The organism is Rhodococcus sp. MT28 (assembly GCF_058792695.1).
In genome coordinates, this window is the sequence record NZ_JBXAFD010000010.1 from 1 (window position 1) to 25466 (window position 25466).

General features: G+C 62.4%; 24 protein-coding genes and 1 pseudogene. 16 read left to right on the forward strand and 9 right to left on the reverse strand.

Features of this window, described 5'->3' with window-relative positions; genetic code table 11:
• From AC1Q6C_RS27895 to AC1Q6C_RS27905, 3 genes and pseudogenes are all read left to right on the forward strand, one after another.
• A partial coding sequence (locus AC1Q6C_RS27895; protein WP_492666915.1) for a tyrosine-type recombinase/integrase occupies positions 1-266 on the forward strand: 266 nt, incomplete at its 5' end.
• On the forward strand, positions 263-2749 hold the full coding sequence (locus AC1Q6C_RS27900) for a tyrosine-type recombinase/integrase (protein WP_296554630.1): 2487 nt from the start codon (positions 263-265) through the stop codon (positions 2747-2749). The genes AC1Q6C_RS27895 and AC1Q6C_RS27900, both read left to right, overlap by 4 nt.
• A 26-nt stretch (positions 2750-2775) precedes the next feature.
• Positions 2776-3276 (forward strand): annotated as a pseudogene (locus AC1Q6C_RS27905) (HNH endonuclease family protein); the annotation flags it as partial.
• Position 3277: 1 nt separating this feature from the next.
• On the opposite strand, the gene AC1Q6C_RS27910 reads toward AC1Q6C_RS27905, so the two are convergent.
• Positions 3278-4510, reverse strand: a complete 1233-nt coding sequence (locus AC1Q6C_RS27910) for a metal-dependent hydrolase family protein (RefSeq protein WP_230358874.1) — start codon at positions 4508-4510, stop codon at positions 3278-3280.
• A 158-nt stretch (positions 4511-4668) separates the two neighbouring features.
• Here AC1Q6C_RS27910 and AC1Q6C_RS27915 point away from each other — a divergent pair, with 158 nt between their 5' ends.
• A complete protein-coding gene (locus tag AC1Q6C_RS27915; protein WP_047270252.1) occupies positions 4669-5304 on the forward strand; it encodes a TetR/AcrR family transcriptional regulator C-terminal domain-containing protein in 636 nt (211 codons plus the stop codon).
• Here AC1Q6C_RS27915 and AC1Q6C_RS27920 read toward each other — a convergent pair.
• Positions 5291-6865, reverse strand: a complete 1575-nt coding sequence (locus AC1Q6C_RS27920) for a molybdopterin-dependent oxidoreductase (protein ID WP_058227739.1) — start codon at positions 6863-6865, stop codon at positions 5291-5293. The two genes, AC1Q6C_RS27915 and AC1Q6C_RS27920, sit on opposite strands and share 14 nt — an antisense overlap.
• 127 nt (positions 6866-6992) lie before the next feature.
• Here AC1Q6C_RS27920 and AC1Q6C_RS27925 point away from each other — a divergent pair, with 127 nt between their 5' ends.
• Both AC1Q6C_RS27925 and AC1Q6C_RS27930 read left to right on the forward strand, forming a co-directional pair.
• Positions 6993-7811 (forward strand): shikimate 5-dehydrogenase, encoded by an 819-nt coding sequence (locus tag AC1Q6C_RS27925; protein ID WP_047270257.1) that lies wholly within the window; start codon positions 6993-6995, stop codon positions 7809-7811.
• A gap of 13 nt (positions 7812-7824) precedes the next feature.
• A complete protein-coding gene (locus tag AC1Q6C_RS27930) occupies positions 7825-8286 on the forward strand; it encodes a DUF6328 family protein (protein WP_047270251.1) in 462 nt (153 codons plus the stop codon).
• Position 8287: 1 nt separating this feature from the next.
• Here AC1Q6C_RS27930 and AC1Q6C_RS27935 read toward each other — a convergent pair whose 3' ends face one another.
• Positions 8288-9124: a sulfurtransferase gene (locus tag AC1Q6C_RS27935; RefSeq protein WP_047270250.1), complete on the reverse strand. Its 837-nt coding sequence runs from the start codon at positions 9122-9124 to the stop codon at positions 8288-8290.
• 22 nt (positions 9125-9146) lie between these two features.
• Positions 9147-9770: a LysE family translocator gene (locus AC1Q6C_RS27940; RefSeq protein ID WP_003941342.1), complete on the reverse strand. Its 624-nt coding sequence runs from the start codon at positions 9768-9770 to the stop codon at positions 9147-9149.
• Positions 9771-9872: 102 nt separating this feature from the next.
• On the opposite strand from AC1Q6C_RS27940, the gene AC1Q6C_RS27945 reads away from it, so the two are divergent.
• The 3 genes from AC1Q6C_RS27945 to AC1Q6C_RS27955 are packed head-to-tail and all read left to right on the forward strand — an operon-like array spanning position 9873 to position 12067.
• Positions 9873-10346 carry an Lrp/AsnC family transcriptional regulator gene (locus AC1Q6C_RS27945; RefSeq protein ID WP_003941284.1) on the forward strand — a complete coding sequence of 158 codons (474 nt, stop codon included), beginning with the start codon at positions 9873-9875 and terminating at the stop codon, positions 10344-10346.
• Positions 10347-10382: 36 nt separating this feature from the next.
• Positions 10383-11621 carry a benzoate/H(+) symporter BenE family transporter gene (locus AC1Q6C_RS27950; RefSeq protein ID WP_047270249.1) on the forward strand — a complete coding sequence of 413 codons (1239 nt, stop codon included), beginning with the start codon at positions 10383-10385 and terminating at the stop codon, positions 11619-11621.
• Positions 11618-12067, forward strand: a complete 450-nt coding sequence (locus tag AC1Q6C_RS27955; protein WP_042447890.1) for an acyl-CoA thioesterase — start codon at positions 11618-11620, stop codon at positions 12065-12067. The genes AC1Q6C_RS27950 and AC1Q6C_RS27955 overlap by 4 nt, the downstream gene beginning before the upstream one ends.
• On the opposite strand, the gene AC1Q6C_RS27960 is transcribed toward AC1Q6C_RS27955, so the two are convergent.
• Positions 12064-13092: a phosphotransferase family protein gene (locus tag AC1Q6C_RS27960; RefSeq protein WP_003941376.1), complete on the reverse strand. Its 1029-nt coding sequence runs from the start codon at positions 13090-13092 to the stop codon at positions 12064-12066. The two genes, AC1Q6C_RS27955 and AC1Q6C_RS27960, sit on opposite strands and share 4 nt — an antisense overlap.
• Before the next feature lie 221 nt (positions 13093-13313).
• Here AC1Q6C_RS27960 and pdhA point away from each other — a divergent pair, with 221 nt between their 5' ends.
• The 5 genes from pdhA to AC1Q6C_RS27985 are packed head-to-tail and all read left to right on the forward strand — an operon-like array spanning position 13314 to position 18480.
• Entirely contained in the window at positions 13314-14402 is a 1089-nt protein-coding gene (gene pdhA / locus AC1Q6C_RS27965) for a pyruvate dehydrogenase (acetyl-transferring) E1 component subunit alpha (RefSeq protein WP_047270247.1), read from the forward strand.
• The gene (locus AC1Q6C_RS27970; RefSeq protein ID WP_230358876.1) at positions 14399-15376 is read left to right on the forward strand and encodes an alpha-ketoacid dehydrogenase subunit beta; all 978 of its coding nucleotides are present in this window, start codon (positions 14399-14401) and stop codon (positions 15374-15376) included. Before pdhA ends, AC1Q6C_RS27970 begins: the two co-directional genes overlap by 4 nt.
• Positions 15373-16581: a dihydrolipoamide acetyltransferase family protein gene (locus tag AC1Q6C_RS27975; RefSeq protein WP_230358877.1), complete on the forward strand. Its 1209-nt coding sequence runs from the start codon at positions 15373-15375 to the stop codon at positions 16579-16581. Before AC1Q6C_RS27970 ends, AC1Q6C_RS27975 begins: the two co-directional genes overlap by 4 nt.
• 10 nt (positions 16582-16591) lie before the next feature.
• A complete protein-coding gene (locus tag AC1Q6C_RS27980) occupies positions 16592-17797 on the forward strand; it encodes an MFS transporter (protein ID WP_230358878.1) in 1206 nt (401 codons plus the stop codon).
• Positions 17798-17826: 29 nt separating this feature from the next.
• Positions 17827-18480 (forward strand): hypothetical protein, encoded by a 654-nt coding sequence (locus tag AC1Q6C_RS27985; protein ID WP_007726101.1) that lies wholly within the window; start codon positions 17827-17829, stop codon positions 18478-18480.
• Positions 18481-18850: 370 nt separating this feature from the next.
• On the opposite strand, the gene AC1Q6C_RS27990 is transcribed toward AC1Q6C_RS27985, so the two are convergent.
• From AC1Q6C_RS27990 to AC1Q6C_RS28005, 4 genes are all read right to left on the reverse strand, one after another.
• A complete protein-coding gene (locus tag AC1Q6C_RS27990) occupies positions 18851-20281 on the reverse strand; it encodes an NAD(P)(+) transhydrogenase (Re/Si-specific) subunit beta (protein ID WP_003941368.1) in 1431 nt (476 codons plus the stop codon).
• Entirely contained in the window at positions 20281-20604 is a 324-nt protein-coding gene (locus AC1Q6C_RS27995) for an NAD(P) transhydrogenase subunit alpha part 2 (RefSeq protein ID WP_003941319.1), read from the reverse strand. The genes AC1Q6C_RS27990 and AC1Q6C_RS27995 overlap by 1 nt, the downstream gene beginning before the upstream one ends.
• Complete coding sequence (locus AC1Q6C_RS28000; RefSeq protein WP_003941381.1) at positions 20604-21713, reverse strand: Re/Si-specific NAD(P)(+) transhydrogenase subunit alpha; 1110 nt, start codon at positions 21711-21713, stop codon at positions 20604-20606. Before AC1Q6C_RS28000 ends, AC1Q6C_RS27995 begins: the two co-directional genes overlap by 1 nt.
• A 527-nt stretch (positions 21714-22240) precedes the next feature.
• A complete protein-coding gene (locus AC1Q6C_RS28005; RefSeq protein WP_492666916.1) occupies positions 22241-23779 on the reverse strand; it encodes an AMP-binding protein in 1539 nt (512 codons plus the stop codon).
• Positions 23780-23970: 191 nt separating this feature from the next.
• Between AC1Q6C_RS28005 and AC1Q6C_RS28010 the strand changes: the two genes are divergently transcribed.
• Together AC1Q6C_RS28010 and AC1Q6C_RS28015 are read left to right on the forward strand one after the other, a co-directional pair.
• Positions 23971-24789: a maleylpyruvate isomerase family mycothiol-dependent enzyme gene (locus AC1Q6C_RS28010; protein ID WP_003941328.1), complete on the forward strand. Its 819-nt coding sequence runs from the start codon at positions 23971-23973 to the stop codon at positions 24787-24789.
• A gap of 34 nt (positions 24790-24823) precedes the next feature.
• Positions 24824-25447 (forward strand): Type 1 glutamine amidotransferase-like domain-containing protein, encoded by a 624-nt coding sequence (locus tag AC1Q6C_RS28015; protein ID WP_030536831.1) that lies wholly within the window; start codon positions 24824-24826, stop codon positions 25445-25447.
• The last annotated feature ends 19 nt before the right edge of the window (positions 25448-25466 follow it).

Genomic DNA, 25466 nt, shown 5'->3' on the forward strand with positions numbered 1-25466 from the left:
TGCACGACTTACGTCACAGTGCAGCGAGGCGGATGGCCAACGACCCGCACTTGTCCTTGGTGGAGGTCAAAGAGGTGCTGGGGCACGCACATTTGTCGACGACCGAAATTTATCTGACACCCGACAAGGACGAGGTGATCGCCAGCGTCCTGGCCCACCACGCTCGTACTGCTGATCAGCGGGAACATCCGAGGACTCCTCCACCGCCTCCTGCACCTGGGTACGATCCGGCAGCGTTGAGCGTGCTGTTCGGGAGGTCGTTGTGAGCACTGCCGTCAAGCACATGACCCGCCCGGAACGCTTCGAGGTCACACCGGTGCCACATTCGAGGATTCACCAACTGCACAAACAGTTTCCACCACGCGAATTTGAACTCTGGTGGCCGCACACCGCTGCCTCTGCCGAAGCTGTCGAGGCCCGACTGAACTGCTCGGTGCTTGCCGAGGCTGCGGTCACCACCCGAGCCGGACGGCACCGAGGCGTGATCAAGATACTGACCTGGTTGGCTTCGGTGCCCGGCGATACCTGGCAAGCCCGGTGGCTCGCCAGCGGCGCCGAGAACATCCGCGGATCTCGTTACGGCGCGACAGCCTCATGGGCCGATCTCCCGGTGGAATGGATTGCCGGACACGGGCGCCCTGTCAGACACGATCGCAACGACCTGGCTGCAGGACTGCTGATGTTGCTGTGCCTGGACGTGATCCGGCCACAGCTGTCGTGGATGCTCTCCCGGGCGCACCCGTTTCTCGCGCCGATGATGGCAAAGCTGCGAGATCCGGACGGATTCGCGCGGTTGGACGAGCTTGCTGCCACTCAGCCGGATACCTCGCGAGACGATGCACGAATCGCAGCGACCAGAATCGCGACCCTGCTGGTATCCAAAGGCGGGACTGTCGCAGAGATCACTGTCGGCGATTGTGTGGAGCTGATCGACACGATGGCGCAGGTGCACTCCCGCCGCGGTCAGAAGAAGATCGATTTCTACCTGCGACTACGTGCGATGGGCATCTTTCCCGAGGACGCACCACACAGCATCCGCGCGTTCGGCGCTCCGGTCGGACAGCTGACGATCGAACAACTCGTCGACCGCTACCCGATCGAGAACCAACCGATCCGAGATCTGCTCATCGACTATCTGCGCGAGCGTCAACCCGCGCTGGACTACACCAGCCTCAACTCTCGTGCCCGAGGACTTGCCGGGCTGTTCTGGAGCCGCGTCGAGACACTCGCCCCCGGTATCGACACCCTGCACCTGCCGCCTGACGTCGCCCGCGCATGGAAGGACGACCTGAGATCGATCACACGCACCGCCGTCGACGCGGCGGGACGAAAGCACGAAACAACTTCGCCCCGAAAGAATTACAAAGACAATCTGTTGCAAGTGCGCGCGTTCTATCTCGACCTCGCGCACTGGGCCGTCGAAGATCCGTCCCGCTGGGCGCAGTGGGTGGCGCCCTGCCCGATCAGTGACGGCGAGGTCAAAAGAGGCAAGGAACTCAAACACCGCAAAGCGCGGATGGACCAACGCACCCGCGAGCGGTTGCCTGTCCTGTCTCAGTTGGTTCGGTCCGCCGCTGACCGCCGCGCGGCCGCAGCGGCACTACTCGTTGCGGCGCAGAACACCGAACCAGGTGAGGTGATCGCGGGAACCGACGGAGAACTGCGACGATCCTTGATCCGTCGGGGAACCGGCCGCGTCGTATGGGCCGACAATACTGTCAGCGGTGTTCGCCGCGATCTCACCTACGAGGACGAGGAAGCATTCTGGGCATTCGCCACCATCGAAGTGTTGCGGCTCAGCGGTATCCGTCATGAAGAGCTCCTCGAGCTCAGTCACCACAGCATCACCGAATACCGACTACCCAGTACCGGTGAACTGGTTCCGCTGCTGCAGATAGCTCCATCGAAGACCGATACCGAGCGGCTGATCTTGGTCAGTCCCGAGCTCGCGGAAGTCCTCAGTGCGGTCGTTCAGCGTTCGCGGCAACCCAACGGATCGATACCTCTCGTGGCTGCCTACGATACGCAGGAGAAGCTGTGGAATCCGCCGATGCCGCTGCTCTTTCAGCGGGGAATCGGAAACGAACGCCGAGCGATCCCACCGAGTTTCGTCCGCAAGCTCCTCATCAATGCGCTCACCGTGGCAGCTCTCACCGATGCCAGTGGCGATCCGTTGATGTTTCAGCCCCACGACTTCCGGCGAATATTCGTCACCGACGCGATCATGAACGGCCTGCCACCCCATATCGCACAGGTTATTTGCGGGCACAAGACAATTGACACGACGATGGGCTACAAGGCCGTCTACCCCTCGGAAACTATAGAAGCGCACCGAGCGTTCATCGCGCGTCGTCGTTCGATGAGGCCCAGCGAGGAATACCGGACACCGACCGACGATGAATGGGATGCGTTCTTGTCTCATTTCGAGAAGCGGAAAGTATCGGTCGGGACCTGCGCACGGTCGTTCGGCACACCCTGCATCCATGAGCATGCTTGCGTCAGATGCTCACTCCTGCGGCCGGATCCAACGCAGCGAGGCAGGCTCGAAGAAATCCGAGACAACCTCGAAGCCCGCATCATCGAAGCCAAACAGGAAGGCTGGCTGGGTGAAGTCGAAGGACTGCAGGTCAGCTACACCGGAGTCAGGGACAAGATCGCACAGGTCGATGCCACGATGAAACGAGGATCGGCAACAACTGACCTCGGAATGCCTGGATTCGGATCGATCTCGGGAAGGACTTCCACATGATTACCAAGCTTGAATTCTTGTTCAGAGAAGCATGCGTCTACGGGCCCGCTTGGTCCGACGACCAGGACGCTCCAGGTGGCCACGACGGGTGCGATACCCGCAACAACGTTCTGGCCCAAGATCTCTCGGACGTGGTGTTCAAACCGGGAACACGTGACTGCGTCGTACTGTCGGGCGCGATGACCGACCCGTACTCCGGTGATCGCATCGAATTCGAACGCAGCCAGGCCAAGTCCGTCCAGATCGACCACGTCTTCCCACTCGCCGCCGCCTGGGACTTCGGCGCGAACTCCTGGACGCCCGCGCTTCGGATGAGGTTCGCGAACGACATGTCTCTGAACCTGTTGGCCGTCAACGGCCCCGACAACCAGTCGAAAGGCGACAGCACGCCCAGTGAGTGGTTGCCGCCCGATCCTGCGTACCGATGCTTTTACGCCGGCAAGTACTTGACCGTCGCGATTTCCTATGGCTTACCAGTCAGCCGAGCTGATCATTCGGCCCTGACGGACCTCGCCACTCGCTGTTGAGCTACCGGCCGTCCTTCACCACTCGCCCACTCTGGATGACGAGTGCGATCCGCTCACGATCGGCAAAGATCGAGGGATCCGTCAACGGATTGCCGCGGAAGGCAACGAGGTCGGCGAACTTGCCGACTTCGATGGTGCCGACCTCGCCGGCGATACCGAGAATGTCGGCGTTGATCCGGGTAGCGGAAACCAATGCGTCCATCGGGGTTTCGACCTTGGCGCGCAGGACTAGCTCCATTCCCCGGCCCGTTTGATCGGTACCGATGAGGTCCGATCCCAATCCCACTCTGACGCCGGCATTTCGAGCAGCAAGAAGCCCGTCGATCTGACCCTGCATCATCTGGCCGATCCGAGCCGAAATCGATTCGGGTAGACCTGCTGACGCCGCGCTGTCCGAGAGTGCCTGCACCACAGCCAACGTCGGCACCAACGCGACGTCGTGCTCGGCCATCAACTTGGCGGTCTCGTCGTCGATATCAGAGCCGTGCTCGACGCATTTCGCGCCGGCAGTGACAGCGTTACGGATTCCCTCGTTGTTGTGAGCATGCACCGTGACATAGGTACCGCGCGCATTGGCTTCCTCGACGGCAACTTCGATCTCGTCGACCGTGAACTGGGTATCGGTGAGCTTGTCATGAGTGGATACCACTCCCCCGGTAACACACAGTTTGAGGAAGTCCGCACCCCTGCGGAACGTCTCGCGAACGTTCTTTCGCATTTCGTGCGGACCGTCGGAAAGCAGAGACATACACCGTAATCCGGGGATGTCATGATCGGACCAGTCCGAAGTCGGCTCCCATTCGGCCGCCAGGTGTCCGTGTCCACCGGTCTGGCACTGGATCGGGCCGCACTGAATGATCCGCGGACCCGGGATCTTGCCCGAGGCGACAACTCCGGCGAGTCCACCGTCGATTCCGCCGCAGTCACGAACAGTGGTGAATCCCCCGTCGAGGGTCGATGCGCAGGTCGCGAACATGTCTGCAGCGAGCTCGGCTACCGAGATCTGACGCCGCAGGCTCGGTGCGAGATCGCTCGATCCACCGAGATGAACGTGTGCGTCGATGAGGCCGGGCGTGATTGTCAACCCAGTGCAGTCCAGCACCTCCGCCCCCGTGGGTGGCGTGCCACCGAGTGCACTGATGCGCCCGTTTTCCACAGCAACAGCGCAGTTCTCGATCGGGTCGGCGCCCGTCCCGTCGATGATCGTTGCACCGGTCAGCCATACGACAGACATATTAGATGTTCCTCCGACGTGTACCGATCGCCGGAAGATTCCGCCGACATACCGAATAGGGTTCGGTTAGTATGATGCATACCGGCTCCCGAAATCAAGGAGTTGTCATCACTCGATGAAGTCCGAGATTGCTGACGAATCCCTCACCAGGAGAATCGATGCCGCGTCCCACCCAGCCGATACTGTCCACGCGAAACATCACCGACGCGGCTCTGGATGCTGTCGACGCGACCGGCGACTTCACCATGCCCGGGATCGCCAAGCAACTGAACGTGACTCCGTCTTCGCTCTACACACATATTTCGGGTCGATCCGAGATCGTCGAACTCATGCGCATCCGCGTGATGTCGTCGATCTCTGTCCCCCACCCACCGGCAGGGTGGAGCGAACGGATCAGCGCGTGGGGGTGGGCCTATCGCCGAGCTGCGGTCGAGCACTGGCGCCTCATCCCGCTGCTCATGACACGAAGCGTCCGCACAGAGGTAACTTTTGCTATCGATACTGCACTGGTTCAAGCATTTTCGGACGGGGGTTTCGATTCGACAGACACTCGTCACGCAATCTCCACGCTGGACAGTCTGGTTCTCGGATCCGTCGTGAAACTCTCGACGCCGGATGTCGCGTGGACTCAATCCTCCAACCCGAGCGAGATCACGCGCGAGGCTACGACCCCACTGCGAACCGACGACACGTTCGACTTCGGCCTGCGAACCCTGATCGCCGGATGGATGGCTCAGCGCGTTGTTCGTCTGTATACCGAACCTCATTCGGATTCCGACGTCACTTCACGGTGAACGACCTGGTGTGCCATCCCGTGGCTCCACCGGGGATCGGCGGAGTGCGCTCTTCCACCTGAACGTTCCCGTCCAAATCCGTCGCTCTGACCTGCACGGTGTGCAAACCCGAGCCTGCATCCCACATCCACGACCATTGCCGCCAGGTGTCGACCGAGTACTCCTGGGCCAGCGTCGCCGGTTGCCATTCACCGTTGTCGACGCGAACCTCGACCTTCTCGATCCCGCGATGCTGCGCCCAGGCCGTTCCCGCCACCAGCACCTGGCCCGGCTCGATGGGAGCCAGAGCTGCCGGCACCTCGATACGCGAGGACGTCTTGATCGGTGCCTGCGCACCCCAACCGCGCTGGGTCCAATAGGCCTCGACCTTGTCGAAACGCGTGAGTTCCCACTCCGTCACCCACTTGGTGGCGGAGACGAAACCGTACAGACCGGGAACGACCTGCCGAACGGGATAGCCGTGCTCGAACGGCAACGGCTCACCGTTCATCGCCACAGCGAGAATCGCGTCACGGCCGTCGGTGACTATCTCGACCGGGGTGCCGACTGTGAAGCCGTCGACGCTGGTCGAGAGGAGCATGTCGGCGTCGGGATGGACACCGACTTCGTCGAGCAGGTCCTTCATGGGATAACCGATCCACTTCGCGTTCCCGGCCAGAACGCCGCCCACCTCGTTCGAGACACACGTCAGCGTGATGACTCGCTCGATGGGCGTTCGCGCCACCAGATCGTCGAACGACAACGTCATCTCGCGGTCCACCATTCCGTGAATCCGCAGTTCCCACGAATCCGTCGTCAATTGCGGAACGAGGAGTGCAGTGTCGATTCGGTAGAAGTCGTCGTTGGGCGTGATGTACGTCGACGCACCCGCAATCGCGATGTCCGCACCCGCCGGAATCGGCGGCGCCGGGTCAGCGGCGGTGGGCACGACAAAATCTTCACGATTCGCTACTGCTCCGGCGATTCTCTGCCCCACGAACTTCCCGGCCGCACCCGCTGCCGCAGCCACTGCCAACGCCGCACCCGCAAGCAGGAGGAACTGACGACGAGGCAACCACGAGTCGGCGACGCCCGGCGAGAGCGGCACTTCGAGTTGTGTGATCAGCAACCGCAAGGTTGCGACGCCCGCCACCACACCGACCAGCGTCGGGAACACGTACATCGCATCGGCAGTCGGGCGCTGCATCGCCGCATACACACCAACCGCGCCCAGAAGAACGAGAATGACGCTGCCGATCGGGCGGCGTCGCCGTTCCAGGAGCCCGGCCACCGCACCGAGCAGAACGATCAAGATCGACATTCCGATGAACAGCGCCGGCTTGTCATTGGTACCGAAAGTGTCGATCGCGAACTCGCGAGCCCACGCCGGCGTTCGGTCGACGGTAGTCGCACCTACCGCGTAGAAGGGCGACGCGTCCGGGTTGATCGGCAACGCAACCAGTTCACCGACGCCCAGGACGACAGCCGCGGCCAAGACCCCGGAGATCGCGTGAGCAGCCCATCTACGACGCGGTGGACGAGATTCGGTGCTCGGGTGCTCGTCGATGTTCTGTGTGACCATGTCGTCTCGGCTCTGTCGGTGCGAGTGGTGCTTCGATCGGATACCCGACATTCGGCGCTGCGGGCCATCCGGATGGGTGCACTCCTCCATCAAGAACTACTCCGAACTCGCGATTAGAGTGGGAACGATGACCGTCGACCTCAACAAGGACACGCTCCTGTGCATGTCGCTCTCCGGGCGACCGAGCAACATCGGCACCAGATTTCACAATTACCTCTACGCGGAATTGGGCCTGAACTTCGTCTACAAAGCCTTCACCACCGAAGACGTGCCAGCCGCGATCGGCGGCATCCGAGCACTCGGGATTCGAGGCTGCGGGGTGTCGATGCCGTTCAAGGAACAGGTCATCGAGCACATCGACGTCATGCATGATTCGGCCAGCGCCATCGACTCCGTCAACACGATCGTCAACGAGTCCGGAGTGCTGCACGCCTACAACACCGACTATCAGGCGGTGGCCGATCTACTGCGTGACAACAACGTCGACACGAGCCTGTCCGTCGCTGTCGCCGGCAGCGGTGGCATGGCAAAAGCAGTCGTCGCCGCGGTGCGCGACACCGGATTCACCGACGTCACCGTGATCGCCCGCAACCAGCAAGTGGGGTCATCGCTTGCGAAGCAGTACGGCTTCGACTGGCAGGCCGAACTCGGTGAGCTTCGTCCAGGTGTGCTGATCAACGCCACCCCGATCGGTATGTCCGGCGGCGCAGAAGCAGATGCACTGTCGTTCCCCGAGCACGCAGTGCGCGCAGCCGATGTCGTCTTCGACGTCGTCGCGATGCCTTCGAAGACGCCACTGATCGCGTTGGCGACCGAACTCGGCAAAACGGCGATCACAGGAGCGTCGGTCATTGCCCTTCAGGCCGCCGAGCAGTTCGTTCTCTACACCGGTGTGCGCCCGAGCGCGGAGCAGATCCAGCGAGCGTCGGAATACTCACGGGCGTAGGAACCACGTCGCCGTGAACGAGACAGGGGAGACTCCACCTCAACAACTCGCGCGGAACTTCAACGAGTTGTTGCAAGAACTGCGCGTCGCGCTCTCTGGTGTGCAGATCCTGTTTGCCTTCCTGCTGGCCGTGGCATTCACCGAACGCTACGAGGAAGCGTCGGCGTACATCCGCGGCATCCACTTGGTGACAGTGATCCTTGTTGCCATCTCGTTCGGGTTCCTGATGGCACCCGCGGTCTGGCATCGCATGCTTTTCCGCCGTGGGCACCGCGAGAACATATTGCCCGTGGCCAACCGATTCGCCCTGTGCGGCATAGCCTTTCTGGCCGCCTCCATGACCGGCACGGTCCTGTTGATCGCCGAGGTCGCCGTCGGCGGAGTTACCGCAAAGGTTTTGGCAGCGTGCGCCGCGATCATGTTCACGGCGCTGTGGTTTCTCGTGCCGTCATTCATCGATCGCATCAAGAGCTGACTCAGGCTCCGGTGTCGACGGCGCGAGTGCTGTCGTTGGACCACTGTGACCACGAGCCCGGGAACAGCGTCGCGTCGTAACCGGCGATCGCGAGTGCCGCAATCTCATGCGCTGCAGTTACTCCGGATCCGCAGTACACCGCGACACTGTCTCCGGCGCCCAGTCCGGCGAACCGCTCACGCAGGCGGGTCGCATCCAGGAACCGCCCGTCGCCGGTGATGTTCTCCGCGGTCGGCGCGCTCACCGCACCGGGGATGTGCCCTGCGACGGGATCCATCGGCTCGACCTCGCCGCGGTACCGCTCCCCTGCTCGGGCGTCGAGAAGCACACCGCCCGCACGCGTCCAGTCGCCGACGCCGTCGATGTCGACCGTCGGCATGTTGCCGCCGGTGAAAGTCACGCTGCCCGGAGTGACCGACTCACCGATACCGGCCGCCAACGGCAGTCCCGCGGACTCCCAGGCCTGTAGCCCGCCGTCGAGCAGTCGGACATCCGAGAGCCCGGCCCACCGCAGCAGCCACCAACCACGGGCAGCGGCCGTGTTGCCGGTGGCGTCGTAAAGCACCACCGAATCACCGTCGTCGATTCCCCAACGACGCGCAGCGTCCTGCAGGTCTTCGAGACTCGGCAGCGGATGCCTTCCCGTGCCCGGCGACGACGGCGAGGCAAGTTCCTCGTCGAGGTTCACGAATACCGCGCCGGGAATATGGCCGTCGCGAAAATGCTGCTCGCCGTTCGAATCACCCAGCGCCCATCGGACATCGAGCAATCGCGGCGCAGCGCCGGCCTCGATGAGAGCGGACAGTTCTTCGACGTCGATCAGCACGGGAAGTGTCATGAACCCATCCTGACACGACCACTCATGCAACCCCGAAGAATGCACCGAGACCCACCAACAACACTCCCGTCACCACGTCGATTCGCTTGCCGACGCCAGGACGACGCAGCTTCTTGCCGGCTCCGGCCGCCAACACCACCACGATCGCCCACCACAGTGCCGCGGCGACCACCGTCGCGCCCGCCAACATCAACGTGCGCAGCCCTGCGCCTTCACCCGGCTCGATGAATTGCGGGAGTAGCCCGAGAAAGAACAACAGCGCCTTCGGGTTCAGCAGGTTCGAGAGGAAGCCGTAGCGAAATGCCGTGGTGACCGCGATCGGTTCTTTCGCTGCCGGAATTCCCTCGTCCGAGGCTCGGGCTTTGAAAGCACTTCGAATCGCGGAGATGCCGAGCCAGGTCAGATATGCCGCCCCGGCGTATGTGAGCGCAGAGAGCAACTGTGGCCGTGTCGCCACAAGTGCGGAGAGACCAAGTGACGCGGCAGCGGTGTGAACGAAGAGCCCGGAAATCACACCGGCGGCCACCACCGCGCCGGTCCGACGATCTGCCAGAGAATGACGCAGGATCAGGACAAAATCCGGTCCCGGCGTGAACAGGACGATGGATAGCAGGGAGCCGAAAGCGAGCCATTGACCGACACTCATCCGAAATACCTCACACCCGAGCTGATTCGAGACACATGTTCATGCCAGGAGTGTGCAACTGGATCCGGGAAGTGCAAAACGACTCCGGATATAGTTCGGCAGATGACGAAGAATGAGCCTCTGGATCCGGTGGACTGGAAGATTTTGGCCGAATTGCAGAACGACGCGTCGATCACCAACAAGGTGTTGGCCGATCGAGTCGGCTTGGCGACGTCCTCGTGCCACGAGCGCGTACGACGCCTACGTGCCAACGGAACGATCAGCGGTATCCACGCGGTTGTCGATCCGGCAGCCGTTGGCCGGTCGATGCAGGCGATCATCGCCGTTCAACTGCGACCACACCGCCGCGACCTCGTCGACCGCTTCACAGCCGACGCGCTCGCATTGCCGGAAACCCTTGCCCTCTTCAACGTCTCGGGCCCGGAGGATTTCTTCCTCCACGTCGCGGTCCGCGACAGTGCTCATCTACAACGGGTACTGATCGACCACCTCGCCGCGCACCCCGAGGTCTGGCACGCCCAAACGCACCTCATCTACGGCAAAGCGGTCACCTCGCCCATCCGACCGGACAGGTAATTCGCGCCCCGAGGTGGTCGGGCAGAATCACTGACCATGTCGGACTCCACAGAAACCACCGAACCGGAAGCCGTTCGCAGCAACTCACAACCGATGAGCGCAGGCATCGTCACGGCCCTCGTCGGCTTCACCAGTTCGTTCGCGGTGGTGCTCACCGGGCTCGCCGCCGTCGGTGCGGACGCAACCGAGGCGGCGTCCGGTCTGTTGGTTCTGTGCGTGACCCAAGCGTTGGGAATGCTCTGGCTCTCACGCCGGTATCGGATGCCGATCACCCTCGCCTGGTCGACGCCCGGTGCCGCTCTGCTCGCCGGCGCGGGTGCGGTCGAGGGTGGGTGGCCGGCCGCGGTCGGCGCCTTCGTCGTCGTGGGAATCGCGATAGTGCTGACCGGATTGTGGCCGACGCTCGGAAGGATCATCTCGGCAATCCCGACGCCCCTCGCGCAGGCGATGCTCGCCGGAGTTCTGATGCCGCTGTGCCTGGCGCCGATCATCGCCGTCCGGGACGCACCGGCAGCGGTCGCACCGGTCATCCTGGTCTGGCTTGCGGCGCAACGCTTCTCCAAGCGATGGGCGGTTCCGCTCGCGTTTCTCACCGCAGCGATCGTGATCGGGATCAGCCTCGTCACGTCGGATCGCACGCTCGACGCCGGCGCCATGATCCCCCGCATCGATCTCACCGCGCCGTCGTGGACCTGGCAGGCGATGATCGGCATCGCCGTTCCGCTCTACATCGTCACGATGGCTTCGCAGAACATTCCCGGTGTGGCGGTGATGAATTCGTTCGGATACACCGTTCCCTGGCGACCGTCGATGATCGTGACGGGTATCGGCACCATCGTCGGCGCTCCGGCCGGTGGCCACGCGATCAACCTCGCGGCGATCAGCGCAGCCCTGGCCGCCGCCCCCACCGCACATCCGGATCCCAAACGCCGATGGATCGCTGCCTTCACCGCAGGCTGGGCGTATCTCGTTCTCGCTGCGGGCGCGGCCGCCGTGGCCGCCTTGGTAGCTGCCGCTCCGGCCGGCGTCGTGGAAACTGTTGCCGGACTGGCACTCCTGGCAACACTGGCCGGCGCCCTCACTTCGGCGCTGAGCGAGGCGAGTGAACGTGAAGGCGCCGTGGTCACGTTTCTGATCGCCGCATCCGGCGTCAGTATCCTGGGAATCGGTTCGGCATTCTGGGCACTGTTGGTGGGACTGATCGTGCGCGCCGTCCTACAGGGCACCACCCTGCCCCCACTCTCGCGAAAGTCCTCACTACAGTCGAAGCCGTGAGCACAGCGCAGACGCCCCCGTCGATCAGCGAGTTTCCCGTTCTCTGGCCCGTCCCGACGCGGTGGGACGACAACGATCACTACGGCCACGTCAACAACGTGACCTACTACTCGTACTTCGACACCGCGGTCAACGCCTGGCTGATGTCTTCCACAGGAACCGACATCCGCACCCTGCCTGCCATCGGCGTCGTCGCCGAGACGTCGTGCCGGTACCTGAGCGAACTGTCGTTCCCCGAGCAGTTGCAGGTGGGTATCTCCGTCGAGAAGCTGGGCACCAAGAGCATCGTCTACGCCCTGGCGATATTCCACGAGGTCGACGGTGGCAATTGGGAACCCGCTGCCACCGGCCGCTTTGTCCACGTCTACGTCGACGCCGACACCCGTAAGCCGGTGGAGATCCCGGCGGCCATCAGATCTGCAGCCGGGACCTTGACCGAAAACTAGCTCAGACCGAGCTGATCTGCCGTCAAGACGGCGCGTGCAACGATTCCGTCGATCAGCGCGACCGTCGGGCCGCCGTGCTCGGCCTTGTTGCGCGGATCGTCGAGGATACGTCGCAGCACGCCCTCCGCGATGATCGAGAGCTTCCACAGAGCGAGTACGTGCCAGTATCCGACCGCTGACACGTCGCGGCCAGTCGCCTCGACGTAGGCAGCGACCAGCTCGTCACGGTTCGGGAAGCCTTCCAGCGTGGACGCCATGAACGGACCGGCAACCTTGTCACCGGCTTCCGGCCAGTACGCGAGTAGCGCACCGAGGTCCGCGAGCGGCTCCCCCAACGTGCACAGCTCCCAGTCGACGACGGCAACGATGCGCCCCTCGGCCGGATCGGTGATGACGTTGTTGAGGTGGAAGTCGCCGTGAACCAACGTCACTTCGTTCTGTTCCGGAATGTTTCGGTGCAGAATCTCGGCCAATCGGTCGACATCCGGAACATCGCGGGTCTTCGACTTCTCCCACTGCGCCGACCACCGCTTGAGCTGACGCTCGGCAAAGGGCTTGCGGCTGGCCAGGTCGTCCAGCCCGGTCTCTTCCAGGTCAACTCCGTGGATGCTGGCGAGGGTTTTGGGCATCGCCAAGCCGACCGCGCGACGCTCGTCCTCGGTCAACTTCTGAGCCACCGGAACGCCGTCGATCACAACGCCGTCGATGTAGCTCATGAGGACCAGCGGAGCGTCCGTGATCTCCGGATCTTCCGTGATGCCGAGGATCTTCGGAACCGGCACTTTGGTTCCCTGGAGCGAGGACAGGATGCGGTGCTCGCGAACGACGTCGTGCGCGGACGCCAACAACGTGCCGAGTGGAGGTCTGCGCAGTACCCACCGTCCTCCGCCCGCATCCGTCACGGAGTAGGTCAGGTTCGATTGCCCGTTACCGATCCTCTCGAAAGTCAGTGGTGTCGTGGCGCCGACCCCCAGTTCGGCGATCCACGCGGAAACAGCTTCTTCGTTCAAACCGACTGCAGTCACCGCACCGATGCTAGCGGTTGAAGTCCGATCGGTTGGCCGTACCGACACGTTTGTTACTCGCCAGTTCGCAGTTCAGGTCTTGATACGGCAGTGAAAATACTTGCGGATTTCCCAATCAGGGGGATCCTGATGGTAGAGCGACAACTGCATACGACACATCGGGATTGTGCGGTGTACTCACGAGGCGCGCCGGGCATGAGCAGAAACCGAGGTGAGCGAAGATGATCGACAACCTCGATTATCCGGTCCAACTCATCCAACCGAACGGCGCACGGGTGTGCCGTCCCGAATTCGACCGCCTGATAACGGACATCGGGCCTGACGAACTGCTGTCGTTGTATCGCGATCTCGTCGTGAGTCGCCGAATCGACACCGAAGCTGTTGCCCTGCAGCGTCAAGGCGAAATCGGTTTGTGGGCTCCGATGCTCGGTCAGGAAGCCGCGCAGGTCGGTTCCGCGAGAGCGCTCGCCCCAGACGACTTCGCGTTCACCAGCTACCGCGAACATGCCGTCGCGTACTGCCGGGGTGTTCCCCCCGAATTGCTGACCACCATGTGGCGAGGAATCTCCCATTCCGGTTGGGATCCAGAACAATTCAACGTCACCAATCCGGCGATCGTCGTCGGCTCCCAAGGGCTGCACGCCACCGGATACGCACTCGGCGCACACCTGGACGGCGCCGAGATCGCAACGATCGCGTACTTCGGCGACGGCGCCACAAGTCAGGGTGACATCGCCGAGGCGATGGGATTTGCCGCCAGTTTCCGTGTCGGCGTTGTCTTCTTCTGCCAGAACAACCAGTGGGCAATCAGTGAACCGGTATCCCTGCAGTCCCGTACACCCATCTCGCATCGGGCGATCGGTTACGGTATTCCGGCGATCCGCGTCGACGGTAACGACGTCCTTGCCGTGCTCGCCGTGACGCGCTCGGCGCTCTATCGCGCACGCGAAGGCAGCGGCCCGACGTTCATCGAGGCGATCACCTGCCGGATGGGCCCGCACACGACCTCCGACGATCCGAGCAGGTACCGCACCGATACGGATATGTCGGAGTGGAAAAGCCGCGATCCGCTCGAGCGAATGCGTCTGCTCCTCGGCCGTCGCGATCTTCTCGGAGAAAACGAACTCAGCACCATCGCGGCAGCCGCCGACGACGTCGCCGCTGGACTGCGACGCGCAACCATCGCGCTCGCCGATCCGCCCCCGTCAGCGCTCTTCGATCACGTCTACGCCGAGGCACACCCACTGGTCGACGCTGAACGCGAAGAGCATCGCGCGTATCTGGGCAGCCTGGAAGGGGCTTCGTCATGACCGTCATGAATCTGGTGACCGCGCTCAACACCGGCCTTCGACGCGCACTCGAAGACGATCGTCGCGTTGTCATCATGGGCGAGGACGTCGGCCGTCTCGGCGGCGTATTCCGGGTTACCGACGCCCTGCAGAAGGACTTCGGCGACACTCGGGTGATCGACATGCCCCTCGCCGAATCAGGGATCGTGGGAACAGCTTTCGGGCTTGCCTTGCGCGGATATCGGCCTGTCTGCGAAATTCAATTCGACGGGTTTGTCTACCCGGCTTTCGATCAGATCGTCTCGCAGGTGGCCAAGATCCAGTACCGCACCCGAGGCGCTGCCTCTGCGCCACTGACGATTCGGATTCCCAGTGGCGGCGGAATCGGCGCGGTGGAACATCATTCGGAGTCGCCGGAAGCGTACTTCGCTCACACCGCAGGGCTGCGGGTGGTGTACCCGAGCAATCCGATCGACGGTTTTCACATGATCCGCCAATCCATTGCGGCCGACGACCCGGTGATATTCCTCGAACCCAAACGGCGCTACTGGGACACCGCCGACGTGGATACCGATGCCGCGCCCGAGCTTCCGCTCCACCGTGCCCGCGTCGCTCGCCCTGGAGACGACGCGACAGTGGTTGCGTACGGATCCATGGTCGCCACCGCACTCGAGGCCGCGCGGATTGCCGAAGAAGAAGGCCACGATCTGGAGGTCGTGGATCTGCGTTCACTCTCCCCCATCGACTTCGACACGATCGAGGCTTCGGTGAACAAGACAGGCCGGCTTGTAGTCGTCCATGAGGCTCCGAAGTTTCTCGGCGTCGGCGCCGAAATCGCAGCACACGTCGCGGAACACTGCTTCTATCAGCTGGAGTCACCGATCCTGCGGGTCACCGGATTCGACATCCCCTACCCGCCCGCCAAGCTCGAGCGATTTCACCTTCCGGACGCCGACCGGATCCTCGCAGCACTCGACCGGACGCTGGCAGCATGAGTACAGGGCACGAATTCCGGTTGCCGGATCTCGGCGAGGGCCTGACGTCCGCCGATCTGGTCGAGTGGACGGTCGGCGTCGGTGACACGGTGGAACTCAATCAAGTTCTCGCCCAGGTAGAGACAGCCAAAGCTCTTGTCGAACTGCCGTCGCCCTACGTCGGCGTTGTCAGAGAACTCCTCGTCGAACCTGGCACTACCGTTCCGGTGGGTACTCCGATCATCCGTATCGAGGAGCCTGCAGATTCACCGTCTCCAAGTGATTCACAGTCTCCGAGCGTGCTGGTCGGATACGGACCCGCGGCCGAGAGACCGAGCCGACGACAGAGCAGGATCACGCCATACTCGCAATTCGCGGCGAGTACCGAGCGTCGGCCCGCAACCCCCGCGGCGCGGCGCGCGGCCCGCGAAGCCGGCATCGATTTGAGCGAAATCACCGGCAGCGGATTCGACGGTGCCGTCACCGCGGCTGACGTCGCAGACGCGCTTACCGTGCAGGCGCCTTCGGATAACGCGACACGCCTGGCCTCGTCCGGCATACGAAAACAGATGGCGTCGGCGATGGTTGCCAGCACCCGTGCTCCGCAGGCCAGCGTCTTCCTCACCGCCGATGTCACGCCTTCGATGGAACTGCTCGGCAGGCTCCGTTCCTCGGAGGCGTTCACCGGACTGTCTCTCACTCCGCTGACACTCGCTGCGAAGGCAATGGTGGCCGCCATCGCCTCGCACCCGATGGTGAACGCGCATTGGGACGAGGCCCGCGGCGACGCCGCCGTCGACGATGACGTGAATCTCGGCATCGCCGTCGCCTCCGAACGTGGACTGTCCGTGCCCAACATCAAAAGCGCCGAGACACTGAGCCTGATCCAACTCGCACGCGCGGTGACCGAACTGACCGTTGCTGCCCGTGAGGGAAAGACGGACGTCCGTCACCTGACGGGTGGCACCGTCACGATCACCAATGTCGGAGTCTTCGGCGTCGACGGCGGCATTCCGCTTCTCAATCCGGGAGAAGCCGTCATTCTCTGTCTGGGCTCGGTGAGCGAGCGTCCGTGGGTGATCGAGCGCAAGATCGAAGTGCGGAGCGTCGTGACACTGACGTTGACGTTCGACCACCGCGTGCTGACCGGTGAGCAGGCCGCGAGATTCCTCTCATTTGTCGCAGAGATGCTCGCGAACCCGGACCTGTTGCTGACTCACCTGTAGAAAGGAACGAGTGAGCGTCAACCCCACCGACCACGCAGTCCCCACCTCCGCCCTGGTGCGCGCCCGCGCCGGCATCTTCGGCATTTTCGGCATCAACGGATTTCTCCTCGCGATGTGGGTCGTCCACATCCCGTCCATCGAACACCGTGTGGGAATCAGTCACTCGACGCTCGGCTCACTTCTTCTCCTTCTTGCAGTCGGAGCCATTGCCGGCATGCAGTTGAGCGGCCCGCTCGCAGATCGATACGGCAGCAGACGCATGGTCGTCCTGGCGGGTAGCGGGCTGGCATTCGCCACTCTCGGCCCGGGGTTTGCCACGAACACCTGGCAACTGGGCGCTGCACTTGTCGTGTTCGGCTTTGCGAACGGCGCGTTGGACGTGTCGATGAACTCGCAGGCCGTCGAGGCCGAACAGCTGTACCGGCGCCCGATCATGGCGGCCTTTCACGGCATGTTCTCGGTCGGTGGCGTATTGGGCTCTGTCATCGGATTCGGCACTCTCGCACTGGATCTTCCGCCGTACGTCACGCTCAGCATCGCGTCGGCAATCGGCTTGCTGGCAGTCTGGTTGTGCTCGCGACCCCTTCTCCCTCACGTCGACGTGCATGCCGAAACCGCGTCGACTACCGGAAAGACACACGGCAGATTCTCGGCTCGCGTACTTGCCCTCGGAACCCTCGCCTTTGTTCTGATGCTGGCCGAGGGAGTGGCAAACGACTGGAGCGCGCTGCAGGTCAAGGAAGATCTCGGTGTTTCGAATGCCGTTGCCGCACTGTCGTTCGGCGCATTCTCCGCCATGATGACCGTCGGCCGGTTCACCGCGGATCGGATCAGCGCGGCGGTAGGCCCGGTGGCAGTGGTTCGCTACGGTGCGTTGCTGTCGTCCGTCGGAATGCTGACCGTCGTGGTATCCGGCTGGCTACCACTGACGTTGCTCGGTTGGGCCCTGTTCGGCGCCGGCCTGTCGGGATGCATTCCGCAGATCTTCACCACGGCCGGAAATCTGGGCTCAGGTTCGGCCGGCACCAACATGTCTCGCGTCGTCGGCATGGGATACATCGGATTCCTCGCCGGTCCGGCAACCATCGGCTGGGTCACCAAGCTTGTGCCTCTCACCACAGCAATGTTGATCCCGTTTGCATGCGTCCTGGTCGCAGCGGGTTGTGCGGGTGTCGTTCGGCGCGATTCTCCGACCGCCTACAGACCTCACAGCTGATCCTCACGATCGGCACAGACTCAACAGGGATGCTGGTACTCGTGACCGTCTCGACCTCCACCCAGCACCCCGCTCCCTCCACAACCACTCGCTTCCTCGTCCTTGCCGCGATCGCCGTCGTAGCGCTGGGCGTCTTGTATTTCGTGCGACCCACCTCGCCCGGTTTGAGCGTCCCGGAACAGGTGCGCGCACTTGCCGAGTGGACGGTAGGCCGATTCGACGTCACCGCTGTACTCGCAGCCACTACCGCTCTGGCCGTCGTCTCGATGGTCCGCGGACTGCCATACGGCATCGGCGCGATCCTGCTCCTCGGAATGGGCGCCAATCTCACCAACGCGGCATTCGGTTCCTGGCTCCCCGATGTTCCCCAGGACCTATTGCCCAGCGGTCACGTCGCAGCGGCGACCGCGCTGTACTGCTCGGCGATCTTGATCTCCGCCCCGCAGTGGCGTCCGGTGGTCGCCGGGCTCGGATTCGTCGGAGTTGCTGCGATCGGTGCCAGCGCGCTCGCCGCCGAGCTGAGCGGCCTTTTCGGAGTGATAGCTGGCATTCTGATCACCCTGGTATGGGCCTGTGCCGCAGCCATTTTGATGGCACGATCGCCCATCGCCGCGAAACGTGAAGAGCTGCGCCCAGATACGGCAGCCATCGCGTTCTCCAGGCACCGGAGCATCCGACTTTAGTCCTAAATCTTTGGGATTCAGAGATTTTCGCCGATAGCTCTCCCGCCACGGTTGGACATGACGTATGTTCTGAAATGTCCGAATCAAGTAGTTCCACAGCGAAGGAGTCTTTACCGTGAGCCTCGAAGATCTGAACCCGCTCGAACTGATCCAGAAGTTGATCGAACTACTTTCCGGCTTCTCTTCCGACCCCGAAACCCCCGAGGTTCCGTAAAACGTCGCCAGAGGCGCCTGTTCCGAGTTTCGTCTCGGACCAGGCGCCTTTGTCGTTTCAAGAAGTCGTTTCAGCACAAGAAGCCGTTTCAGCACAGGGACACGAAAAAGGCGCCCACTCGCGGTTACGAGTGGACGCCCCTTCCGAACTCGCGCGCTAGAGCGCCTTGAGTTCCTCGGTTACTTCGGAGACCGACTTCTTGGCGTCACCGAAGAGCATCGAGGTGCCCTCGGCGAAGAAGAGCGGGTTCTCGATACCGGCGAACCCGGAGTTCATCGAGCGCTTGAGCACGATGACGGACTTCGACTGGTCGACGTTGAGGATCGGCATTCCGTGAATCGGTGAGCTCGGATCGTTGCGCGCCGCCGGGTTGGTGACGTCGTTCGCGCCGATCACCAAGGTGACATCGGTACGAGAGAACTCGTCGTTGATGTCGTCCATTTCCTTCATCGCGTCGTACGAGACATCCGCCTCTGCGAGAAGAACGTTCATGTGACCAGGCATACGGCCGGCGACCGGGTGAATGGCGTACTTGACCTCGACACCCTTCGACTCGAGCAGTTTCGCCATGTCCTTGACCGCGTGCTGAGCCTGCGCGACGGCAAGTCCGTATCCGGGTACGACGATGACCTGGTTGGCGTAGGCCATCTGGATGGCCGCGTCGGCGGCCGAGGTCGCCTTTGCCGTGCGCACGACGCCGTCGGAGGATGCGGCTTCACCGCCACCACCACCGAAGCCGCCGGCAACGATGGCCGGGATGGACCGGTTCATGGCCTTGGCCATGAGGTTGGTCAAGATGGTGCCCGAAGCACCGACGATCATGCCGGCGACGATCATCGCCTGGTTGTTGAGCGCCAAACCTGCAGCAGCAGCTGACAAACCGGTCAGAGCGTTGAGCAGCGAGATGACGACGGGCATGTCCGCGCCGCCGATGGGCAGCACGACCATCAGTCCGAGGATGCCCGAGAGCACGAGCACGCCGACGATCCACAGTGAGCTGGTCGGGCCTTCCGGTGAGATCGCCTTGATACCGATGATCACCGAGAACGCGACGGCGGCAATGAGCAGCAGAGCATTGAGCGGCTGCTGGAGCTTGCCGATTCCGATCGGACGACCAGGCAGAGTTTCCTGCAGCTTCAGAAACGCGATCACGCTGCCCCAGAAGGAGATCGATCCGATCACCGCGGCAAAGAGCGACGCGATGACGATGTGTACCGTCGGCGACTCGCCGTGCTGGAATGCGGTGAAACCGTCCGAGTCCAGGAACTCCGCGTACGCGATCAACGCGACCGTGCCGCCGCCGACACCGTTGAACAGTGCCACCAACTGCGGCATGGCCGTCATCTTCGTCCGGAGCGCCGGCGGAACGCCGAGCACGACACCGATGACAAGGCCGGCAGCGATGAGGATCCAGTTCCCCATCTCCGCATCACGAATGGAGATCAGAGTGGCAACGACGGCGATGAGCATGCCGACCGCGGCGATCTGGTTGCCGCGGACTGCGGTCTTCGGGCCGGTAAGACCCATGAGGCCGTAGATGAACATCGAGAACGCGACAATGTAGAGCGCATTGACCAGGTATTCCATTACTGGTCACCATCCTTCGACACAGACTTGGCGGCCGGCTTGGCCTTGAACATCGCCAACATGCGGTCCGTGACCACAAAACCACCGACAACGTTCACGGTTCCGAAGACGAGCGCGACGAACAAGATGATCTGCAACCCGATCGAGGGATCGTGCACCTTGCCCAGGACGACCAACGCACCCAGGACGACGATGCCGTGGATGGCGTTCGTACCGGACATCAACGGGGTGTGCAGGGTGTTCGGAACTTTGGAGATCACAGCGAAACCGACGAACCCGGACAACACCAGGATCGCGATGTTCGCCAGCAGTGATGTGTACATCAGGCGCCCTTCTCTTCACGGGTGACGCACGCACCGGCCAGAACCTCGTCGGAGAAATCAGGCGCCAAGGCACCTTCCACCAACATGAGTTCGATCAGCGCGGAAATGTTCTTCGAGTACAACTCGGACGCATGCTCCGGCATGGACGCCGGCAAATTCAACGGAGAGCAAATGGTCACGCCGTGCTTGACGACGGTTTGACCCGGCTCGGTCAGCTCGCAGTTACCACCGGTTTCACCCGCGAGGTCGACCACGACACTGCCCGGCTTCATGCCTTCGACCGCGGCAGCGGTCACCAGGCGCGGCGCGGGACGACCCGGAACCAGAGCTGTGGTGATCACAACGTCGAAGCCCTTGATCGCATCTTCGAGTGCCTGCTGCTGCTTCGCTCGCTCGTCGTCGGTCAACTCGCGGGCGTATCCACCCTCGCCCGCCGCATCGATTCCCAGGTCGAGCCACTGTGCACCCACCGAACGCACCTGGTCGGCGACCTCAGGACGCACGTCGTACCCGGTAGCGCGGCCACCGAGACGCTTGGCTGTCGCCAGCGCCTGCAGACCTGCCACACCCACTCCGAGCACCAGAACCGTCGCAGGCTTCACCGTGCCCGCAGCGGTGGTGAGCATCGGGAAGAACCGCGTCGACTCCGATGCTGCCAACAGAACAGCCTTGTACCCGGACACGTTCGCCTGCGAGGACAACGCGTCCATCACCTGCGCGCGAGAGATACGAGGAATCGCCTCCACGGCGTATCCCTCGATGCCGGCAGCCTTCAACTCGGCGATGCGGTTGTCCGCATTACGCGGATTCAGGAAACCGATGAGCTTCGCGCCGGTACTGATCCGGGCGATCTCTTCTGTCGACGGAGGCGCAACCTTGACCACCACGTCAGCAGTCCACGGATCGCCGATTTTCGCGCCGGCAGCGGTGTACAACTCGTCGGGAATCAACGCCCCGAGACCGGCCCCGGACTCGACGACCACGTCGACACCCTTGCCGATCAAAGCGGACACAATTTTCGGCACCAATGCGACCCGACGCTCACCATCACTCGATTCTCGAGGGACGCCGACCGACGGACGCACTTGTGCGCTCTTCGATGTTTCCATTTTCCATTACCTTCTGCGGTTGGTGGTTCGCCTGCTGCGACGAGCGGCAACCAGCATGTGATGAGCGGAAGATGACCCGCTTTTGGGTGAATGGTGACTGATAGTAGCCAGAGTTAACGCGGCGTAGGGAAACCGACGACGCACTTTCTCCATCTGAATCGAGTCCGAACAGTATGTTTGGACATACCTGAAGAAGCCTACTGTGAGGCCGATCACACCGGGATGGCGGACTATTCCACTATTTGAAACGGCCGCAAGACGTAAAGGCATCAGAATGACGCGCCGAATAATCACCGTCGAGCGAGTTTACGAACCGGCTTCCGAATGTAACGCCGTCCGACTCCGCGTAGACCGACTCCGGCCACGCGGCCTCAAACGCGAAAACCTGCAGTACGCCTCGCACCGGCCTCGGATGCTCGACCCGTTGTTCTACTGACAGCAAGCAAGGACCTGCCATACGGTCACGCGCAGGTCCTTGCCGACTATCTCGCAGAATTACTCTGATGTCCTAGCATTTCACTAGAGCATCAATTGCTCACATATTGAGACCGCAACTTGTGCTTGACGAGCTTTCCTGTAGCGGTCCTAGGCAATTCGTCGGCAAAGTCAATGCTTCTCGGAGCTTTGAAATGTGCGACCTGACTGCGAACGTATTCCAGCAATTCCTCGGCGACATGGGCACCAGGCTCGATTCCCTCCGCTAGTTGGACAACCGCCTTGACCTGCTCACCCATTTCTTCGTCGGGAACACCGATGACCGCCACGTCGAACACCTTCGGGTGCAAAGTAAGGATGTTCTCGGACTCCTGTGGGTAGATATTCACACCACCGGAGATAATCGTGAACGCGGCGCGGTCGGTCAGATAAAGGAAACGCTCGGAGTCGATATAGCCGATATCTCCACTCGTCGTCCACGTCGGATGATCCGGATGCTGCGCGGCAGCCGTTTTCTCGGGATCATTGTGGTACCGGAACGGCAAAGTCTCCCGCTCCCAGAACACGGTACCGATCTCGCCGACCGGAAGATCGCGCCCGGCGTCGTCACAGATGTGCACGATCCCCATCACTCCGTCACGCCCGACGGAACCCGGATGCGACAAGGCCTGCTCACTGTTGATGAAGGTAGCGCCCGAACCCTCGGTCGAGGCGTAGTACTCGTAGATCACCGGCCCCCACCAGTCGATCATTGCCGTCTTCACTTCGGGCGGGCAGGGAGCAGCAGCGTGAATGGCGACCTTCACCGTCGAGACGTCGTAACGATCACGGGTCTCCTTCGGAAGTTTCAACATTCGAACGAACATCGTCGGTACCCACTGACTGTGCGTCACAGCGTATTTACCGATCAACTCCAGCGCGGTTTCGGCTTCGAATCCATCCATCAAGATCACGGTTCCGCCGACCGAATTGATCACGCCGCAAAAACGCAGGGGCGCCGCGTGATAGACCGGAGCCGGGCACAAATAGACTGTGTCGGAATCGAACCCGTACATCGGTGCGAACACCGCGGTGTACGGATCCATGGTGGTGTTCACCTCACCCTCCGGGAGATCTCCTTTGATCCCCTTCGGCCTGCCGGTCGTTCCCGACGAATACAGCATGTCAGCCCCACGCGGCTGCGAGTCGAGTGGAGCAGTGGACTGCGCATCGACCGCGTCTTCGTAGTCGTCGAAGCCCTCGAGGGCGCCGCCGTACACCAATCGGTGCCGCACGCGTGGAATCAGCTTCTCGTCCAACGGAACTGCTGCGGACGCCTGCCCCGCCGCCACCAGAATTGTCGCCTCGCAGTCGTCGACGATGTAGGCAGCCTCCGCAGCCGTGAGATGCCAGTTCACCGCGGTGATGTAGAGGCCGGATCTCAACGCTGCCCAGTACACCTCGAACGCCCGGAGATCGTTGTTCGAGATGAGAGCGACGTGGTCCCCAGGCTTGGCACCGACACTTCGGAAGTATCGCGCCAACTGCGTCGACCGTTCGTCGAGTTCCCGATAGGTGATGGACTCACCCGTCGCAGGGCGAATGACGGCGGGCTTGTCCGGTGTGGACTGGACAAAATTTCCTGGAAACACGAAGACTCCTCTGTCGGTGACGACAACGCCGCGTGAGCCTGATTCGGCGTCGACAATCCTGGTCTACCACAGGAACTCTGCCACCCTCGGAGGTTTGGCGACACCGACTCGAAGCATGGGAATGCCCGCTCACTTATCCGCCGGGACATACAGTGAGGAGAACCGCACCGTCCGAAACAGGAGATGTCCACATGAGTGGTTGGCCCCAGGACTCAGTAGTCGACGCATTGACCGAGGAATGGAGAGTCATCGACGCACTGCTGGCCGAACTCGACGGCGATCAGTGGTTGGCACCGTCGAACCTTCCGGGGTGGACGGTTCACGACATCGTGTCCCATCTGATCGGTACGGAATCACTGCTCTCGGGCATCAATCCGCCGTCGATCAATCTGGACGTGCACGCATTGCCCCACGTCCACAACGAGATTGCGGCGTTCAACGAGCGCTGGGTCGAAGGCCTGCGGCGGACACCGCACTCGGACCTGCTGACCCGATATCGCGAGATCACCGCCGAACGAACCGAAGCGCTGCGCTCGATGACCAGCGCGGACTGGGACGCCGAGACACAAACACCGGTCGGTCTTGCGCCCTATGGCCGGTTCATGCGTATTCGGACCTTCGACTGTTGGATGCACGAACTCGACATCAGAGATGCAGTTGGCATTCCGGGTGAGGAAGGCGGATTGCGCGCGGAGACTGCATTCGGCGAAATCACCAGCGCGCTCGGATTCGTCGTCGGAAAACGAGGAAAGGCGCCAGAGGGAGCACGGATCACTTTCGAACTCGAAGGGCCACTTGCCCGTTCACTTCACGTCTCGGTCGACGCGCGAGCAACACTCGTCCCGGAGTTGGACGGTCCGGCGACCACGACCATCTCGATGAGCTCACCGCTCTTCACCCGAATTGCCGGTGGCCGCGTCCACGCGTCGGATCACCGAACCGACATCTCGCTTCGCGGTGACACCACGGTGGGCACACGCGTCGTCGACAATCTGGCGTTCACGATTTGAGGGCTGGGTGGGTAGGTCGCGAAGGTACTGAGAAGTGAAACTGTTTCTCTCGTCCTACCGATTCGGCGACCACCGCGAGGCTTTTGTCGATCTCGTAGGCCGCGGCGCTCGCATCGCGGTCATCGCCGCGGCTGCAGATTCGTGGCCCGCCAATGCCCGCAGTTCAGCAGTCACCAGCGAATTGACTCCGCTACGGGCAGCGGGCTTCACCGCAGAGGAAGTGGATGTCCGAGACTTCCTGGGTGCATCGGAAGCACTGGAACTCCGGCTCCGCGAATTCGACTGCCTGTGGGTTCGCGGCGGAAACACGTTCGTCCTGCGAGCTCAGCTAGCTCGAAGTGGCGCTGACAGGGTCATCGAGATGCTGGTTCGTTCAGGCGTCGTGGCCTATGCGGGATACAGCGCCGGAGCGTGCCTGGCGACTCCGACTCTGATCGGGCTGGACGCGTCGGACGACCCCGCTGAAGTCATGCCAACGTGCGGTATCGACCCGATCTGGTCCGGGCTCGCGCTGATCGACTTCGCGATAGTGCCGCACGGCGGCGATTCGCTACTCGAAGATCCACAGGTGACTGCGCGGACGGTTGCGGCCCTGACCACGGCGGGCGCGCAATTCGCCGTGCTTACAGATCACGAGGTGATACTCGTCGACCGTTGATGTAACGCAGACGGTTGAT